The organism is Pseudoalteromonas sp. BSi20495, from assembly GCF_000241185.1.
In the GTDB taxonomy this organism is placed as follows: domain Bacteria; phylum Pseudomonadota; class Gammaproteobacteria; order Enterobacterales; family Alteromonadaceae; genus Pseudoalteromonas; species Pseudoalteromonas fuliginea.
In genome coordinates this window covers 1-16,583 of record NZ_BADY01000059.1, presented here as the reverse complement: position 1 = coordinate 16,583, position 16,583 = coordinate 1, and the positions used below count along the sequence as shown (strand labels likewise).

Here is a 16,583-nt window from a genome sequence, read left to right as displayed (position 1 = left end):
CTCGAGTAGCTATTTTCAGCGTTAATTTTATTGAATTTACTGAAAATCTCTTAACCAGAGTTTAGGTTAATTATTTTCATTACTAAAAAAGGAGCCAATTCGGCTCCTTTTTACTTTAACGAGTTCGTTTATTGGGATGTATTTTTACCTGTTTAATCATGTTCTCTTTTACTTCAAGTACTTCAACAGGGTATCCCGCAATACGTAAACTAATATTTGCATCAGGAATATCTTCTAAATATTCAACAATTAAACCACTCAATGTTTTAGGACCGTCAAGTGGGAAATCCCAACCCATTTCTTTATTTAAATCGCGTACGTTAGCACCGCCATCCACAATACAAGAACCATCAGTTTGGGTTGTTACTTCTTCGCTCGGAGTGCGTGTTTGTGTTGTTGTAAAATCGCCAACCACTTCTTCTAAAATATCTTCAAGGGTTACTAGGCCTTGAATATCACCGTACTCATCAACGACGAGGCCAATACGTTCTTTAGATAATTGGAATTTTAAAAGTTGAGTATTAAGGGACGTACCTTCAGGAATAAAGTAAATTTCACGTACAGCACGTAGCAGCGAAGGTTTATCAAACTGCTCTTTTGTAAGAAGCCTAAGCGCATCGCGTGAGTGAATAAAACCGACGGCATCATCTATGTTATCTCTGTATAACAACACACGGGTATGTTGTGCATGAGTTAACTGGCGGCTAATTAGTTTCCAATCATCATTTATATCTATCGCCACAATTTCGTTACGTGGGATCATGATATCTTCAACGGTTACTTGTTCTAAGTCTAAAATTGAGGTGAGCATGCTTTGGTGGCGTGCAGGAATAAGTGCGCCTGACTCATTGAGTACGGTTTTTAATTCTTCTTTACTCATACTGTGTTCGTCTATTTGAGCGGCGCTAATACCAAATAATCGCAGTATTCCGTTGGTCATCCAGTTAATAACAACGACAAAAGGGAATAGAATTTTTAGTAACCCTTTAAGTATTATTGAGCTTGGAAAGGCCACTTTTTCAGGATAGAGGGCAGCAAGGGTTTTCGGAGTTACTTCGGCAAATATAAGCACGACTAAAGTTAACACACCCGTTGCTATAGCAATACCAAGGTCACCGTAAAGGCGAATGCCTATAATCGTAGCCACTTGGGCTGCTGCTATATTAACAAGATTGTTACCGATTAAGATTAAACCGATGAGCCTATCTGGACGGCTAAGTAATTTACTGACTCGTTTAGCTGCACGATGATCCTCTTTAGCGAGGTGTCGCAAGCGTATACGATTGATTGACATAATTCCGGTTTCAGAGCCGGAAAAGTAAGCAGAAAAAAGCACCAAAAAACCTAAAATGATAAATAGGGTACTTGTCGATATGTCGTCCAACGATGGATCCTTTTCTTATAAATCAATGCGTATTAAGCTAGAGTGAGCAAGCAGAGTCAAGTTAAAACTTATTTAGTATTACTTCTTGTATGAAACGGCTGCCAAAATAAGCAAGTGTGAGGATAAATGCAGCAATCATAATTGTAATAACGACCGGTTTTCCTCGCCAACCTTTTTTCATATGACCTAATGCAACAACAGCAAAAATTACCCACGCGATTAACGACAGTATCGTTTTATGGATAAACTCTTTAGCAAACATCCCATCAAGAAATAAAAACCCTGACAGCAATGCAAAAGTAAGAAGGATTGTCCCTAAGTTTAAAAGTTGGTAGAGCTGGCGCTCAACAACCATCAGAGGGGGTAAATGACTGTGTACAATTGCTAAATCTTTTCGTTTTAATCGCTTATCGATAAAGTAAAACTGTACGCCATATAGGGTAGCAATAATCAAAATACAGTATGCGAGTAAAGAAATAGAGATATGTGTCACTAAGCCTATTTCAACATTTATACTTTGCAACAAAAGATGGTGCGGTATAAATAAACTAGCGATAGTTAGAAGTGCTGCGAAACCGTAAACAACCGGAAGTAATAGGGTCGCCGGAAACTTTAATGACACGGCTGTGACAGATACAACAATAACCCAACAGGTAAGTAAAGAGACATTAACGATACTTAAATCTTGACCATCGGATCGAAACACTGAATTCACTAACAGCAGCATGTGCGCCAATATAGCAACCGTACTTAATATTACAGTTACTTTCTGGCTAGGGCCTTGTTGATGAAACAGTCGTGATAGCACGTGAGACGTTGCTAACACATAAAATAAACTGGCAATAATAGTTAAACTAATAATCAGCATTGTGCTTGGGCCACTTAATTTGAGTCAAAAAATCCTTGTTGTTATATTGGCATTGTATTTTATAGCAAAGCAAATGGATAGACCTTAAAAAAAGAAACTCAACTAGCGGCACTTGAACACTGTATTGTCCGGCACCATTTACGGTATACTGTTTTTAATTCAAATTTAATAATATCAATATCCTTAATTGGATGGCTAAATAAAAAAGCTGTGTAATTAGATTGATATAACGTCTTATCGGAACCGATACATGTTTGAGAACCTCCAAGAACGATTAGGTAAAACCTTAAAAAATATCAGTGGTCGTGGCCGCCTAACTGAAGACAACATTAAAGACACTCTTCGTGAAGTGCGTATGGCTTTTTTAGAAGCCGATGTGGCGTTGCCAGTTGTTCGTGACTTTGTAAAGCAAGTAAAGGAACGTGCAGTCGGTGTTGAAGTTACAAAAAGCTTAAGCCCAGGCCAAGTATTTGTAAAAATAGTACGCGAAGAGCTTGAAAAAGCGATGGGTGAAGCAAACGAAGAGCTAAGCTTAAACGCGCAACCGCCTGCGGTTGTAATGATGGCTGGTCTTCAAGGTGCAGGTAAAACAACCAGTGTCGCAAAGCTTGCAAAATTTTTAAAAGAGCGTAAGAAAAAATCTGTACTAGTAGTGAGTGCCGACGTATACCGTCCTGCGGCAATTAAGCAGTTAGAAACGCTTGCTGCTGAAGTTGATGTTGATTTTTTCCCAAGTGATATCTCGCAAAAACCTGTAGATATTGCAACAGCAGCTATTTCTCATGCAAAAAAGAAATTCATCGATGTAGTACTTGTTGATACCGCAGGGCGTTTACATGTCGATAGTGACATGATGGACGAAATTAAAGACCTTCATAAAGCAATCAACCCAATTGAAACATTATTTGTTGTTGATGCAATGACAGGTCAAGATGCGGCAAATACAGCTAAAGCATTTGACGAGGCATTACCACTTACCGGTGTTATATTAACAAAGACTGATGGTGATGCACGTGGTGGTGCGGCTTTATCTATTCGTCATATCACAGGTAAGCCTATTAAGTTTATGGGTGTTGGTGAGCGCACTGACGCACTTGAACCTTTTCATCCTGACCGTATAGCGTCACGTATTTTAGGCATGGGTGATGTACTTTCATTAATCGAAGAAGTCGAGATGAAAGTAGATAAAGAGCAAGCTGCCAGAGTTGCTGAAAAAGTATTTAAAGGCGCAGGCTTTACCCTTGATGATTTTGCGGATCAACTAAAGCAAATGAAAAATATGGGTGGCATGATGTCGATGCTCGATAAGCTCCCTGGTATGTCTAACTTACCAGATGCAGTTAAAGGTCAAATGGGTGATAAAACATTTATCCAAATGGAAGCTATTATTAGCTCGATGACTAAAAAAGAGCGTGCACGCCCAGAAATTATTAAAGGTTCGCGTAAAAAACGTATTGCAGCTGGCTCAGGTACACAGGTACAAGAAATTAATAAGTTGCTTAAGCAATTTACGCAAATGCAAAAAATGATGAAAAAAATGAAAGGCAAAGGCGGCATGACCAAAATGATGCGCGGTATGAAAGGCATGTTACCTCCCGGAATGATGGGCGGCGGCGGCCCTAAATTTTAAATATTAGCCTTTAACTATTTTTGAAAGAATAAATAAACGACAAAAAAGGAGCAAATAGCTCCTTTTTTATTGAATAAATTATGCGCGTAATACCTCATAAGCTCTAATTTTCAGTTGAGATCACGGTTTAACCTACTAAACTGCCTTTTTGCTGCACTTCTTACTTGCGTTATTGCCAAAAACTCGTACAATTCCCCAGCTCCCCATTCTGGGGAGTAAATCTTATTAATGAAAACAGTCAATCTTTATAGAGGACGGTATGGTAACTATTCGTTTGCAACGTGGTGGCGCTAAAAAACGCCCTTTCTATCAAATTGTGGTTGCGGATAGCCGTTTCTCGCGTGACGGTCGCTTCATCGAGAAAGTAGGCTTTTTTAACCCAATTGCTTCAGGTCAAGAAGAAAAAATTCGTTTAGATTTACCACGTGTTGAACACTGGGTAGGTCAGGGCGCATCTCTTTCAGATCGCGTAGCTAAGTTAGTAAAAGACGCTCGTAAAGCGGCTTAATAGGCGTAAGTGTAACCATGAGTCAAGAGAACACCTCATCAATAATTGTCGTAGGAAAGCTCGGTGCCCCATATGGTATAAAGGGCTGGCTTAAGGTACATTCATTTACTGATGATCCCATAGGGATCTTCGATTTCAGCCCGTGGTTGATAGGGCAGCAAGGTAAATGGCAGTCCTTAGAAGTGGTCGACTGGCGTCGCCACAACAAAGGCTTTATCGCTAAATTTGCGCAAATAAACGATCGAGACGAAGCAATGGCTTATACCCATGCAGAAATTTCGATGGATTCAGCGCAATTACCTGAACTCCCGCAAGGTGAGTTCTATTGGCGAGATCTCATTGGCATGTCGGTTGTAACTGATAAAGGTTATAGCTTAGGCATTGTTGATGACCTGATGGAGACAGGATCAAATGACGTACTAGTTGTGAAAGCAAATAGTAAAGATGCATTTGGTCAAGCTGAGCGTTTGATTCCTTTTTTAACTGATTCAGTTATTAAAGAAGTTAAATACGACGCAAGAGAAATTACCGTAGACTGGGATCCTGGGTTTTAATGACGCAAACTAGTTCATTATGGGTAGGGGTGATAAGCCTTTTTCCAGACATGTTTGACGCTATTACAGACCAAGGTGTTACCGGTCGCGCAGTAAAAAATGGCTTAATTGATTTTAACTGCTGGAATCCGCGAGACTACGCTTTAGATAAGCATAGAACCGTAGATGACCGTCCTTACGGGGGCGGACCGGGTATGTTAATGATGGTTGAACCATTAAAAAAAGCGATTGCCGAAGCTAAAAAAGCTGCTGGTGATGGTGCTAAAGTAATTTATATGTCCCCGCAAGGGCGCAAACTTGATCAGCAAGGCGCTAGCGAACTCGCTAACGCTAAAAAACTGATTTTGATTGCCGGTCGCTATGAAGGTATAGATGAGAGAATAATAGAATCATATGTTGACGAAGAATGGTCAATTGGTGATTTTATTTTGAGTGGAGGTGAACTACCTGCCATGACATTAATTGACGCAGTAGCGCGATTAGTGCCGGGTGTGTTAGGTCATAACCAGTCAGCGGAACAAGATTCATTTTCGGATGGCTTGTTAGATTGTCCACACTATACACGACCAGAAACATTGGACGACAAACAGGTTCCTGCTGTATTACTCAGTGGTAACCACCAAGAGATAGCAAAATGGCGGCTTATGCAGTCATTAGGCAGAACTTGGTTACGACGTCCTGACTTGTTGCATAACCTAGCTCTGACTGAGGAGCAAGCGGTATTACTCGCGAAATTTCAGCAAGAGTACCAAAAAGCTTGTGGCTAGAAGACAGTTACACCTAGGAAAGTGAGAAACATAATGGCAAAAGTAAACCAAAATATTATTAAAGCGCTTGAAGATGAGCAGCTTAAAACAGACGTACCTGCATTTGGCCCTGGTGATACAGTGGTTGTACAGGTAAAAGTAAAAGAAGGTGCTAAAGAGCGTCTACAGGCCTTTGAAGGTGTTGTAATCGCTAAGCGTAATCGTGGTCTTCACTCAGCATTCACAGTTCGTAAAATCTCGAACGGTGAAGGCGTTGAGCGTGTATTCCAAACGCACAGCCCTCTTATTGATAGCGTAACAGTTAAGCGTCGCGGTGCAGTTCGCCGTGCTAAGCTTTACTATCTACGTGAGCGTTCTGGTAAATCTGCACGTATTAGAGAAAAACTTAACTAATACGCGCTGTTTATCAACGCAAAAAAACGGGTTGCATCCTTCGGGTTGCAACCCGTTTTGGTTTTAGAATATTATTTTCTCAATTCTCAATTCTCAATTCTTCATTAGTAAAATTTCAGCTTTAGCCTTTTCTCAGTTACCTGATCCTGTTAGTATTTATCGTATTGATTAGTTTACTTTTATGTAAATTTATATTTACGTTATTTGTTTTTTAAGGTGGGATGAACGTGGCTGACATAAGTGATTTAGCACAGCTAAGAGAGGGTATAGATGAATGCGACGCACAACTTGTTGCCTTACTTGCTAAACGTAACGGTATTACGCAAAAGATTGGTGAGATAAAACAACAAACAGGCGCGCCTTTACATGCACCTGAACGTGAAGCAGAGCTATTAGCAGCAAGACGACAAGAAGCGATCAATCAAAGTGTAAGCCCAGATCTTGTTGAAGATATACTAAGACGCATGATGCGAGAAGCCTATCAAAACCAACAAGCAAAACTTGCATGTGCTGCGCCAGAGCTTTCACCTATTGTTATTGTGGGCGGCCAAGGTGCCATGGGTCAGTTATTTGCTCAGCAGTTTATTCGCTCAGGTTACAACGTTAAAATTTTAGATAAAGATCAGCAAAACGAAGCGCAAGATATTTTAAAGGGTGCCAAGCTAGTAATGATCAGTGTGCCAATTAACGCATTGGGCGCTGTAGTAGCTAAGTTACCTAAACTAGATGATGATTGCTTACTTGTTGATATTACATCGGTAAAGCAATCGCCTATTAAAGCACTAAAAGCCGCGCACAGTGGCCCTGTAGTTGGCTTGCATCCTATGTTTGGCCCCGACATATCACACTGGGTAAAACAAACAGTCGTTGTATGTGAAGGGCGAGACCACCAAGCCGCAAAAGGATTATTAGAGCAATTACAGGTTTGGGGTTGTCAGCTTGTTGAGCTTGACGCAAAAAAACACGATGAAGCAATGCAAATTATTCAAGTAATGCGTCATTTAACAACCTTTGTCTACGGACAGTTTTTAGCAAAACAAAGCCATACACTTGAGGAACTACGTAGTTGTTCATCACCTATTTATCAACTTGAATTAATGATGGTAGGGCGTTTATTTGCTCAATCACCTGAGCTTTACTCTGATATTATGTTAGCGCAGTTTGATGATGTAGAGACTTTACTCGCGCAGTATCAAGATACCTTTGCTAACACATTAGCAAAATTAAAGGCGGGAGATAAAGCAGGACTTATTGATTCTTTTGCGCAGGCTAAAGTTTACTTTTCTGACTCGACAGAACACTTTTTAACGCAAAGCAGAAGCTTATTAAATAAAGCGAATGATTCAAAAGTGCTAGATTAATATTTGTTATACCGTTTGCTTAGATATGGGGGGGAATCCCTCAAATTGATTAAGTATTATTGCGGGTTGGTATTATACAGATTAGCACTGGTTAACTAAAAGGGCCTATATCGGCCCTTTTTGATTTATAAAATTGCTTATTGAGTATTCACGCTTACTGCCTGCAATGACTCGCTTTGGTAGCATCCTAAAATACGGACATATTGGGTGTGCTCTTTAAGTTTTTCTAGCGCTTCTTTTACTTGGCTATCCGCTAAATTTGCTTCTAAATCGACATAAAAAACCTCTTCCCATGGGTTACCAGGCATTGGGCGAGACTCCAGTTTAACTAAATTAATCTTATGCTGTTTAAAAATCATTAACGCGTCAGCAAGCGACCCCGCTTGTTGTTTTGTAGACATGATCAAACTGGTCTTAGTTGGAATTTGATTCGAAACTTGCAGTGGTTTGCGAGCAACAACAATAAAGCGGCTATGGTTTTCACTTTGATTAGCAAGATTTGTTTTAATAACTTCTAATCCTACGTTTTTCCCTGCTTGCGCTGAACCAATTGCAGCACTCATTGGCGTATTTAGTGCCGACTGCAGCGCGCTTGACGTTGAGTCACAGGTTTCGTGTTGTAACTCACCTAAGCCCTGTAAAAAACGACTGCACTGCGCAAATGGTTGAGGATGGGCGAATATTTTTGTTAATTGGCCTAGTTCTGTATTAGGTGTCGCTAATAAACAATGTTCAACGCTGTGTGTTACTTCACCAACAATAGATACTTGTGCGTGTTGGAGTAAATCAAACACCTCATTAATACTACCCGAACTGGTATTTTCAATAGGTAATAAACCAAAATCAGCTTGGCCGTTTTCTACTTTACCTGTTATTTCGTCAAACGATGTACAACCAATTTCAACTAATTTACCAGGACGGCGGCTAAAGTATTTATGACATGCTAGCTGGCTATAAGAACCCTGACCACCTAAGTAAGTTACACGATGTGTTTCACTAAGGGCATCTGGATTAAGGTTTTTTTGTAGCATAGCTTGTTGGTGTAAAACAGAATCTTCCAAAATAGTTTGAAAAACATTATTTACGTAATAAGCATCTAAACCTAGTGATTTACCATAACCAATCAGTTTCTCTAAAAGTGCGAGTTCACGTGCTTCATCGCGAATTGGTTTATTATTAGCAATTTTGTATTCAACCACACCATGGCTAATGCGGCGGCGCTTGGCGAGCAACACAAGTAAATCTGAATCTATTTCATTTATGTCGTGTCTTAATGTATTTAATACATCATTGGTCATTTTGGTTTCCTCATTCCAAAAAACAAGCTGTTATTATGCAGCAGAAATAAAAAAGCCTCCCGATTGGGAGGCTTTACTATTCGATTGATTTTATCTCACAAACAGGTCAGCCTCTTTTATATAAAGAAGCTAAAAAACGAAAAGGTAGTGTGAGAACAAATAATATTCATAATTACAATGTATGGAGAGTTACCATTAATGTCAACAGACAGTTATGCGAAATAATGACTTAACTATAAATTTAATATTTATCATTCTATTTTTTAGAGATAAACTATAAAAAATTTATAATTACGAAGCGGATCTGGTATATTTCGGCTACTGGTTAAAAATAATAACAATTACTAATAAGGTTGACCTGTGGTGTATCGACGCCCTCCATCGCGTTTTGGTGTTAACTCACTAAGTGTAAAATTATCATTGCTAATATCTGCAATTTGTTTAATTGCGGGCGTGTGTGCGGCCGCCTTAATGCTCAAGTCAGAAGAAAAGCAACTTGTTTTTGAAGAGCACGAAGTACTTAAAGGTTCAACAGAGTTACTTGTTAAGCAATTTGATGGATTGATTAAAAGCAAAGTTAATACCGCAGAGCAGGCCAATAAAGTTGTTGCAGAGCAGCTGTTCTCTACACAAGTTTCAATTGATCTTAAAAACAGGTCTCAGTTACAGTTTAACAGTGATGGTACAATCCGAAGTGCGTCTGCAGATGGTTTATCAGCAGCTTATTTACCGCAAGAGAGTTACTCACCTTTTTATAAGCAATTAATTAACGACTCAGAATCATTATGGCGAATTATCTCCCCAACAATTATTAATGATTTTTTTAATTTTTACTTAATTACTAAAGATAACTTTATACGGATATCTCCGCCTAATTGGGCACTAAATGCACCCGCCGAATTTAAGTTCACAAAAGGGCCTACATTTAATTACGCCCAAGGAAAAACTAACCCAAGCCGTGAACCAACGTGGTCAAATGTTTACTACGATAAAGTTTGGCGTAAATGGGTTATTAGTTTATTAGTTCCGATTTATGTCGATAATGAGTTTTTAGGTGTGACAGGTAATGATATTGCGCTTGATACGCTTATATTTCAGTTGCCTGTGGGCGACAAAGAAAAACATTTATTAGTATTTGATAGCAAAGGGCAGCTGTTAGCGCACCCAGAAGTAAGTTCGAGCTTATTAGCCAGTTACGGGAGTAAAGGTAAAGTACTTAAAACCTACGACTTTGTTAACCAAGAACTACAATCGATTATTAGTGATGCAACTAAAAGGAAGTTACCTGAATACGCGAATTCATTTAAGCAAAATGGTGAAGCGCATATTATTAATATCCGTAAAGTAGAAGGTTTAGATTGGTATATTGGTGTCTATAAAAAACGTTCATCGACGCTCTCAGCTCTTCAAGAACTGAAGCTTAAGTTTTTTGGGTTATTCATTCTATATGCGATTTTAGTTGCTTTATTGCTACATCAAGCACTTTATCAGCTTGTTCTTCGTCGCCTTCATACTTTAGTTTATGCAGTGACAAACTTTGGCCAAGGGAAGTTAACAACTGAATTCCCTGAAGAAAATAAAGATGAAATTGGCACATTGAACGGCTCATTTAGAGATATGGCAGTAGAAATACGCAAACTCATTGATGGCCTCAATATGCGTATCACAGAAAAAGAAATAGCAGAAAAAGCAGCTAATCGTTTATCCAAAGCGGTTGCATTTTCTGGGACTGGTGTTGTGATCACCGATGAAAACTTCTTTATAGAATATGTAAACCCTAAAATGCTTGAGATGACAGGGTATCAAGAAAGCCACTTTAGTAGAGCGCCGTTGTTAAGTATTATTGCCACCGAAATGGCCATTTTGGTTGAAGACATAGACATTGATCTGAGAAGTCGTAACTATTGGCGTGGTGATACACTTATTCAAGCTTTAGATAAACAACCCATTTGGGTTTCGCTGAGTGTTTCTCCAATTCGCGAGGACGGCGGAAAAATAACAAGTTATGTTGCGTCTGCGCAAGATATTTCATTTGTAAAAGAAAGTCAGCGTAAAATGGAGCAGTTAGCTTATTTTGACACATTGACTGGCTTAGCAAATAGAACGTTTTTTAGAATGCAGTTACGCAAATCGATGGCACTTGCAGAAAGAGGGCATTATGCCTTTGCACTATTTTACTTCGATTTAGATGAGTTTAAACGTATTAACGACACACTAGGGCACGATGCTGGGGATCAGTTGTTAATAGAGGTGGCAAATAGGCTAAAAAAACGTTTAAGAGCAGAAGATACCATTGCTCGATTAGGCGGAGATGAGTTTGCGGTTTTACTCAGTGGTATTGAGCATCAAGAGCATGCTACCGATGTTGCTAATACGATTCAAAAAACGTTAAATGTGCCTATAAAACTTGGCAGTAATGAAGTCATTATTAGTGCCAGTATAGGTATTACAATGGCCCCTTACGACAGCCTTGAAGAAGATCAGTTGTTAAAACATGCTGACTTGGCCATGTATGAAGCCAAAGCAAAAGGGCGTAATACATTTCACTTTTATAGCCAAGAATTGGACTCTGCGGCAAATGAGCGATTATTTATAGAAAACGAACTACGACAAGCCTTGAAAGAAAAACAATTCGCTGTTTACTATCAACCACAAGTCGATAGCCGAAGTCAGCATGTTGTTGGCTATGAAGCTTTGCTTAGGTGGTTTCACCCAACAGAGGGGCTTATTCCTCCTACCAAGTTTATACCAATTGCCGAGGCAACAGGTTTAATTGTTGAGTTGGGTGCTTGGGTACTTCAAGAAGCATGCGATTTTGCAGTTAGATTACAAGAGAAAGGCCGAAGTAATAATATTTCGATTAACTTATCTGCTCGTCAATTTAAAGATGCTAGCTTAGTACCAATGCTTAGTAAAATGATTATTAAATCAGGGGTGTCTGCTAAGCATCTGCATTTAGAATTAACCGAAAGCATGCTAATGGGAAATGTCGAAGCAGCAATAACGCAGTTGCATGAGCTTAAGGCATTAGGTGTTTCGATTTCTATAGATGATTTTGGTACAGGTTACTCGTCTTTAAGTTATTTAAAACGATTCCCGGTCGACATATTAAAAATTGATCGTTCATTCGTAAAAGACATTCCAGAGGATAGCAATGATATGGAAATCACGGCTGCAATTATTGCAATGGCGCAAAAGTTAAAACTTAATGTGGTTGCTGAAGGTGTCGAGACGATAGAACAAATACAATTTTTGCAAAATAATAATTGTTTTATAGTACAAGGGTATTATTTTAGCCCACCAATTACTGAGGCTGAGTTACCAAAATTGTTTGATAGGCTAAAGGATATACCTGACTTTGAAGCGTTACAAAGTGAGTAGTAAAATGCGGGTTTAGCCACCCGCAATTTTCACTTTAAATTTTAAGCCTTCGAGAATCGCTTTTAGCTTGTCTCGATCATCACCTTGAACTTCAATAGTGCCATCTTTAACTGCCCCACCTTGGCCCATTTTGCTTTTAATTGTTTTGGCCAGCTTTTTTAAATCATGATCTTTTGCATTTATTCCAACAACCAGCATAACTCCTTTGCCTTTACGTCCTTTTGTTTGACGTTCAATACGCAAAAAACCATCTTTAAAAATTTTTCCGGTACTTTCTTTTTCTGGTTTAGGCTGACTAATGCGCCCAGAATCCGTCGAATATACTAAGTGATTATCACTCATACCTAACCTACATAGATAAAATGAATTAAACAATGGCTCAAATGATAACAAATTTGCGCTAGTGTGTTTTTCTTTTTGCTAATTAGTTTTAACAGGTTATATTTAGTTTAAAGGAAATATTATTGGAACCCATATATGAACTTAACTAAGAGCACATCAGCGGATGGAACGACCTTAACAATACAAATTAAGGGTAAGTTTGACTTTAATTTAGTGCAATCTTTTCGACAAGCTTACGCTCAAATAAATGAAAATATAGTAAAAGTAATTGTTGATTTAAGAGAAACAGAGTACATGGATAGCTCGGCATTAGGCATGTTACTTAACATGAAAAAAACAATAGAAAGCCAAGTAGGTACAATTGAGATAAGTAATTGTCAGCCACAGTTACGAAAAATATTACAAATTTCACGCTTTGATAAAAAGTTTGATATTTGCTGATGATCCATGTGCTTATTGTTGATGATCAGGCGCTTAACCGAATCTTATTAAGTAAGATGCTTGAGGAGGACGGCTACAAAATATCGATGGCGTATAACGGTCTTGAAGCATTAAAAGTGCTTGAAACACAAGATATAGATATTATTTTACTTGATGTAATAATGCCTGTAATGGATGGCTTTGAAGCAGCTCAAAAAATAAAACAACGCTTTGATGAAGTTTACCTACCGATTATTTTTATTACTTCTTTGGATGATCAAGGTAGTTTTGAGCGCTGTTTAGAAGTTGGCGGAGATGACTTTATTCAAAAGCCTTTTGAAAAAGTTATTTTGCATGCAAAAATTAAAGCGCACAGCCGCACTCGCCAATTGAGTAAAAAAGCCAATCAACAAAAAGAACTCCTTCAATATCATCACAACCAAAACGAAAGAGAGCATGAGATTATTGAACATATTTTTAATAACTCACTCGAAAATCAAGATAAATTTAAAGACCACCTCGATTTCAACCTATCACCTGCATCTATGTTTAATGGAGACATGTTTTTAGTTGCACAAAGTCCCATTGGTAACCTTTACTGTATGCTTGGCGATTTTACGGGGCATGGTTTAGCTGCTGCTATTGGTGCATTACCTGCCTCGCGTGCCTTTTATAGAATGGTAAGTAAAGGTATGGCTGTGAACGACGTCGCCTCTGAAATTAATACGTTACTTTATAACTTACTACCTGGTCATATGTTTTGTGCGGCAACAATTATAGAGCTTAGTTCTTCTGGGAAAAGCATATCGGCATGGTTAGGCGGATTACCAGATGCGTATTTAATTGATCAAAATGGTGATGTTAAGCAAGTCCTTGAATCTCAACATATGGCATTAGGTATTTTAGATGAAGATGAGTTTGAGCACGAAGTTATTCATTTTGAAACAGATCATGAAACTCGTTTAGCATTTGCAACAGATGGGATTATAGAAACAACTAATAAAAATGATGTTTTTTTTGGTGAAGAACGCTTTTTAGAAACGTTAAAAAGTAAACCCATGGTTAGCTGTGAAAACATAGTTGGATATGTGAGTGAGTTTGCGGATGGGAGCGAGCAACAAGATGATGTCAGTATTGTTTTACTTAATTGTTTGCCTCTTGCTTCGCAAGAGCAGGTTAGAGAGACGTTTTCAACGTTAGCATTTAATTTGTCGCTAAGTTTAAATGCTAAGCAAATAAAGCAAACCGATCCCGTATACGATTTAGTTAATATTTTAAGCGGGGTAGGCGGATTAAAAGATCATCGTTCAAATATATTTTTATTACTTTCTGAAGCTTATAATAATTCACTTGACCATGGCGTATTGGGTTTAGACTCAAACATTAAACTACAAGAAGATGGTTTTTTTAAATACTATGAGATGAGAGAAAAAGCCCTCGCAGCGTTGTCAGATGCGATGATTATTATAGATATGCGTTATTGCCCAGATACATTAAGTTTATATTTTATTATTTGCGACTCGGGTCGAGGTTTTAATCGTGGTGAAAGTGCACTTTCTGCGACGAATAGTGAATTTGGCCGAGGTTTGTCATTACTTAAAGAGATAGCCGAGAAAGTAACTTACAATGCCAGTGGTAATCAGGTAGAAATGTGTTACAAGTTGAGCTAGCTCTGTAAAAATATCCATGCTATTATTCTGAAAACTTTAGATGTATGGATGGCTAAATGATTTCTTCTTACCTAAAACAAGCACAACTAAGTGCAAATCCTACTTTGATTTCAACAGAGCTTGAAAAGCTTGAGTTGCATCTTACAAACACAATTTTGCCTGATGTGCGTTGGGAGTATCAAATACCTGAGCTTGGCGAGGGCGGTGCGTGTAGTTTATTTGGTTACCTACAAGATGAGCCATTCAAATTAACTGACTACCTTAAAAGTGATGAGCAAACACAGTTTAAGCTAGCTAGTCTACAAAGTATTGTAAGCTATATTGAGCAGCAAACAGGTGTCGACTGGTATGGTATTTATCAATCAACCAATACCAGTGAAGGTAAGCAATTACTCAAATTGGCTTATCATGGGGTGCCAAGTCGTCCGTTGTTCCCATTAACAGAAGCTTTTGCTGCTGGTAGCAACAATGTACAGGTAGCGTTATCTCACCATGGTCGTATTATCAATAACGTCGAGGCGTATTTATCACAAGGTGGTGAATACTACACATGCGATCCTAAAGTTAAATCAGAAACCTGCTTACCTCTATTTAACGCGCAAAATGAATGCGTTGGTATTATAGATGCAGAAGCCTTTAAAAATGACTTTTTTGATGACAAGACACTTGCCGTTTTAATTGCGTGTTGTATTAAAATTCCTCACTTTCTAGTGTAAATAACACTAGTCAATGTGATGTGCTTTTATGTTAAGCTTAGGCTAACAGCTAACCCCTAAATAACGATAAGAGATAGCCAATGTTCTCAGTATTAAAACCATTACCAACAGATCCTATTCTTGGCCTTATGGCGGCCTATAAACAAGATACAAACCCTAATAAAATTGATTTAGGTGTAGGTGTCTACAAAGATGAGCAAGGCAATACACCGGTTCTTAAAGCGGTTAAAAAAGCTGAGGCGTTTCGTCTTGAAAACGAAATGAGCAAATCTTACATTGGTTTAGCGGGTAACTTAGATTACTGCCAAAAGATGGAGCAGTTACTACTAGGCGAACATCAAGTATTACTAGCAAATCGCGTGCGTACCGCGCAAGCTCCTGGTGGTACGGGTGCACTTCGTGTTGCAGCTGAATTTATTAAGCGTTGTAATACTAACGCGACTGTTTGGGTAACTAACCCAACATGGGCTAACCATATTAGCTTGTTTGAAGCGGCAGGCTTAACAGTAAAAGAATACCCGTATTACGATTACGAAAATAAAGATTTATTGTTTGATGAAATGATCAACACACTTAAACAAGTGCCTAAAGGTGATGTGGTTTTACTGCATGCATGTTGTCATAACCCAAGCGGTATGGACTTAAACGAAACACAGTGGAACACAGTTTCCGAACTTGCAAAAGAAGTTGGCTTTACACCACTTGTTGATATTGCATACCAAGGCTTTGGTGCTTCACTTGAAGAAGATGCACGTGGCTTACGTATTTTAGCTGATGCAGTAGAAGAGCTAATTATTTGTTCTTCATGTTCTAAAAACTTTGGCTTATACCGCGAGCGTATTGGTGCATGTTCACTAATTGCAAAAGACAGCGCAACAGCAGATATTTCAAACTCTGTAATGCTAAGCGTTGTGCGTAGTATTTACTCAATGCCGCCAGCACACGGTGCTGATATTGTTAATACTATTTTAAGCAGTACAGAGCTTACACAATTATGGCACTCTGAGCTTGATGAAATGCGTAGCCGCATAAACGGTTTACGTAGCTTAATTAAACAAAGCTTAGCAACTAAAGATATTGCGCAAGACTTCTCATTTATTGAACGTCAAAACGGTATGTTTTCTTTCTTAGGTATTAATAAAGAGCAAATTGCTCGCCTACAAAAAGAATACGGTATTTACATTGTTGGTTCTAGCCGCGTAAATGTTGCGGGTATTAGTCATTCAAATATTGAATACTTTTCAAATGCTGTAGCTGACGTTTGTAAATAAACGCAGTTAATATAAAAAAC

At 38.5% G+C, this 16,583-nt stretch carries 15 protein-coding genes; 11 read left to right on the top strand and 4 right to left on the bottom strand.

Annotated elements, in window-relative coordinates; translation table 11 throughout:
* Positions 1–115 precede the first annotated feature (115 nt).
* Together P20495_RS11885 and P20495_RS11890 are read right to left on the bottom strand one after the other, a co-directional pair.
* The gene (locus P20495_RS11885; RefSeq protein ID WP_008135726.1) at positions 116–1,384 is read right to left on the bottom strand and encodes an HlyC/CorC family transporter; all 1,269 of its coding nucleotides are present in this window, start codon (positions 1,382–1,384) and stop codon (positions 116–118) included.
* A 61-nt stretch (positions 1,385–1,445) separates the two neighbouring features.
* Positions 1,446–2,252 (bottom strand): inner membrane protein YpjD, encoded by an 807-nt coding sequence (locus tag P20495_RS11890; RefSeq protein ID WP_007378359.1) that lies wholly within the window; start codon positions 2,250–2,252, stop codon positions 1,446–1,448.
* Positions 2,253–2,502: 250 nt separating this feature from the next.
* Here P20495_RS11890 and ffh point away from each other — a divergent pair, with 250 nt between their 5' ends.
* The 6 genes from ffh (at position 2,503) to tyrA (ending at position 7,465) form a co-directional block, all read left to right on the top strand.
* Complete coding sequence (gene ffh, locus P20495_RS11895) at positions 2,503–3,882, top strand: signal recognition particle protein (protein ID WP_008135724.1); 1,380 nt, start codon at positions 2,503–2,505, stop codon at positions 3,880–3,882.
* Positions 3,883–4,141: 259 nt separating this feature from the next.
* The gene (gene rpsP / locus P20495_RS11900) at positions 4,142–4,390 is read left to right on the top strand and encodes a 30S ribosomal protein S16 (RefSeq protein ID WP_002962192.1); all 249 of its coding nucleotides are present in this window, start codon (positions 4,142–4,144) and stop codon (positions 4,388–4,390) included.
* Between the two features lie 17 nt (positions 4,391–4,407).
* Entirely contained in the window at positions 4,408–4,944 is a 537-nt protein-coding gene (gene rimM / locus P20495_RS11905) for a ribosome maturation factor RimM (protein ID WP_008135722.1), read from the top strand.
* Positions 4,944–5,711, top strand: a complete 768-nt coding sequence (gene trmD / locus P20495_RS11910; protein ID WP_008135721.1) for a tRNA (guanosine(37)-N1)-methyltransferase TrmD — start codon at positions 4,944–4,946, stop codon at positions 5,709–5,711. The genes rimM and trmD overlap by 1 nt, the downstream gene beginning before the upstream one ends.
* A gap of 33 nt (positions 5,712–5,744) precedes the next feature.
* Positions 5,745–6,104, top strand: a complete 360-nt coding sequence (rplS, locus tag P20495_RS11915) for a 50S ribosomal protein L19 (RefSeq protein WP_007581406.1) — start codon at positions 5,745–5,747, stop codon at positions 6,102–6,104.
* A 227-nt stretch (positions 6,105–6,331) separates the two neighbouring features.
* Entirely contained in the window at positions 6,332–7,465 is a 1,134-nt protein-coding gene (tyrA, locus tag P20495_RS11920; protein ID WP_008135719.1) for a bifunctional chorismate mutase/prephenate dehydrogenase, read from the top strand.
* A 137-nt stretch (positions 7,466–7,602) separates the two neighbouring features.
* Here tyrA and P20495_RS11925 read toward each other — a convergent pair whose 3' ends face one another.
* Entirely contained in the window at positions 7,603–8,763 is a 1,161-nt protein-coding gene (locus P20495_RS11925) for a chorismate mutase (protein ID WP_008135718.1), read from the bottom strand.
* Positions 8,764–9,123: 360 nt separating this feature from the next.
* On the opposite strand from P20495_RS11925, the gene P20495_RS11930 reads away from it, so the two are divergent.
* Positions 9,124–12,144 (top strand): EAL domain-containing protein, encoded by a 3,021-nt coding sequence (locus P20495_RS11930; protein ID WP_008135716.1) that lies wholly within the window; start codon positions 9,124–9,126, stop codon positions 12,142–12,144.
* Positions 12,145–12,156: 12 nt separating this feature from the next.
* On the opposite strand, the gene P20495_RS11935 is transcribed toward P20495_RS11930, so the two are convergent.
* Positions 12,157–12,486: a translation initiation factor gene (locus P20495_RS11935; protein ID WP_008135714.1), complete on the bottom strand. Its 330-nt coding sequence runs from the start codon at positions 12,484–12,486 to the stop codon at positions 12,157–12,159.
* A gap of 135 nt (positions 12,487–12,621) precedes the next feature.
* Between P20495_RS11935 and P20495_RS11940 the strand changes: the two genes are divergently transcribed.
* The 4 genes from P20495_RS11940 (at position 12,622) to P20495_RS11955 (ending at position 16,563) form a co-directional block, all read left to right on the top strand.
* Positions 12,622–12,927 carry an STAS domain-containing protein gene (locus P20495_RS11940; RefSeq protein WP_008135712.1) on the top strand — a complete coding sequence of 102 codons (306 nt, stop codon included), beginning with the start codon at positions 12,622–12,624 and terminating at the stop codon, positions 12,925–12,927.
* Positions 12,927–14,576 (top strand): fused response regulator/phosphatase, encoded by a 1,650-nt coding sequence (locus tag P20495_RS11945; protein ID WP_007378349.1) that lies wholly within the window; start codon positions 12,927–12,929, stop codon positions 14,574–14,576. The genes P20495_RS11940 and P20495_RS11945 overlap by 1 nt, the downstream gene beginning before the upstream one ends.
* 56 nt (positions 14,577–14,632) lie before the next feature.
* Positions 14,633–15,292 carry a GAF domain-containing protein gene (locus P20495_RS11950; protein ID WP_008135709.1) on the top strand — a complete coding sequence of 220 codons (660 nt, stop codon included), beginning with the start codon at positions 14,633–14,635 and terminating at the stop codon, positions 15,290–15,292.
* 80 nt (positions 15,293–15,372) lie between these two features.
* On the top strand, positions 15,373–16,563 hold the full coding sequence (locus P20495_RS11955; RefSeq protein ID WP_008135706.1) for an amino acid aminotransferase: 1,191 nt from the start codon (positions 15,373–15,375) through the stop codon (positions 16,561–16,563).
* The last annotated feature ends 20 nt before the right edge of the window (positions 16,564–16,583 follow it).

Coding starts and splice junctions, on each gene's coding strand:
- P20495_RS11955 (WP_008135706.1), top strand. CDS start 15,373: ATGTTCTCAGTATTAAAACCATTACCAACAGATCCTATTCTTGGCCTT.
- P20495_RS11890 (WP_007378359.1), bottom strand. CDS start 2,252: ATGCTGATTATTAGTTTAACTATTATTGCCAGTTTATTTTATGTGTTA.
- rimM (WP_008135722.1), top strand. CDS start 4,408: ATGAGTCAAGAGAACACCTCATCAATAATTGTCGTAGGAAAGCTCGGT.
- trmD (WP_008135721.1), top strand. CDS start 4,944: ATGACGCAAACTAGTTCATTATGGGTAGGGGTGATAAGCCTTTTTCCA.
- P20495_RS11940 (WP_008135712.1), top strand. CDS start 12,622: ATGAACTTAACTAAGAGCACATCAGCGGATGGAACGACCTTAACAATA.
- P20495_RS11925 (WP_008135718.1), bottom strand. CDS start 8,763: ATGACCAATGATGTATTAAATACATTAAGACACGACATAAATGAAATA.
- rpsP (WP_002962192.1), top strand. CDS start 4,142: ATGGTAACTATTCGTTTGCAACGTGGTGGCGCTAAAAAACGCCCTTTC.
- rplS (WP_007581406.1), top strand. CDS start 5,745: ATGGCAAAAGTAAACCAAAATATTATTAAAGCGCTTGAAGATGAGCAG.
- ffh (WP_008135724.1), top strand. CDS start 2,503: ATGTTTGAGAACCTCCAAGAACGATTAGGTAAAACCTTAAAAAATATC.
- P20495_RS11935 (WP_008135714.1), bottom strand. CDS start 12,486: ATGAGTGATAATCACTTAGTATATTCGACGGATTCTGGGCGCATTAGT.
- P20495_RS11945 (WP_007378349.1), top strand. CDS start 12,927: ATGATCCATGTGCTTATTGTTGATGATCAGGCGCTTAACCGAATCTTA.
- P20495_RS11950 (WP_008135709.1), top strand. CDS start 14,633: ATGATTTCTTCTTACCTAAAACAAGCACAACTAAGTGCAAATCCTACT.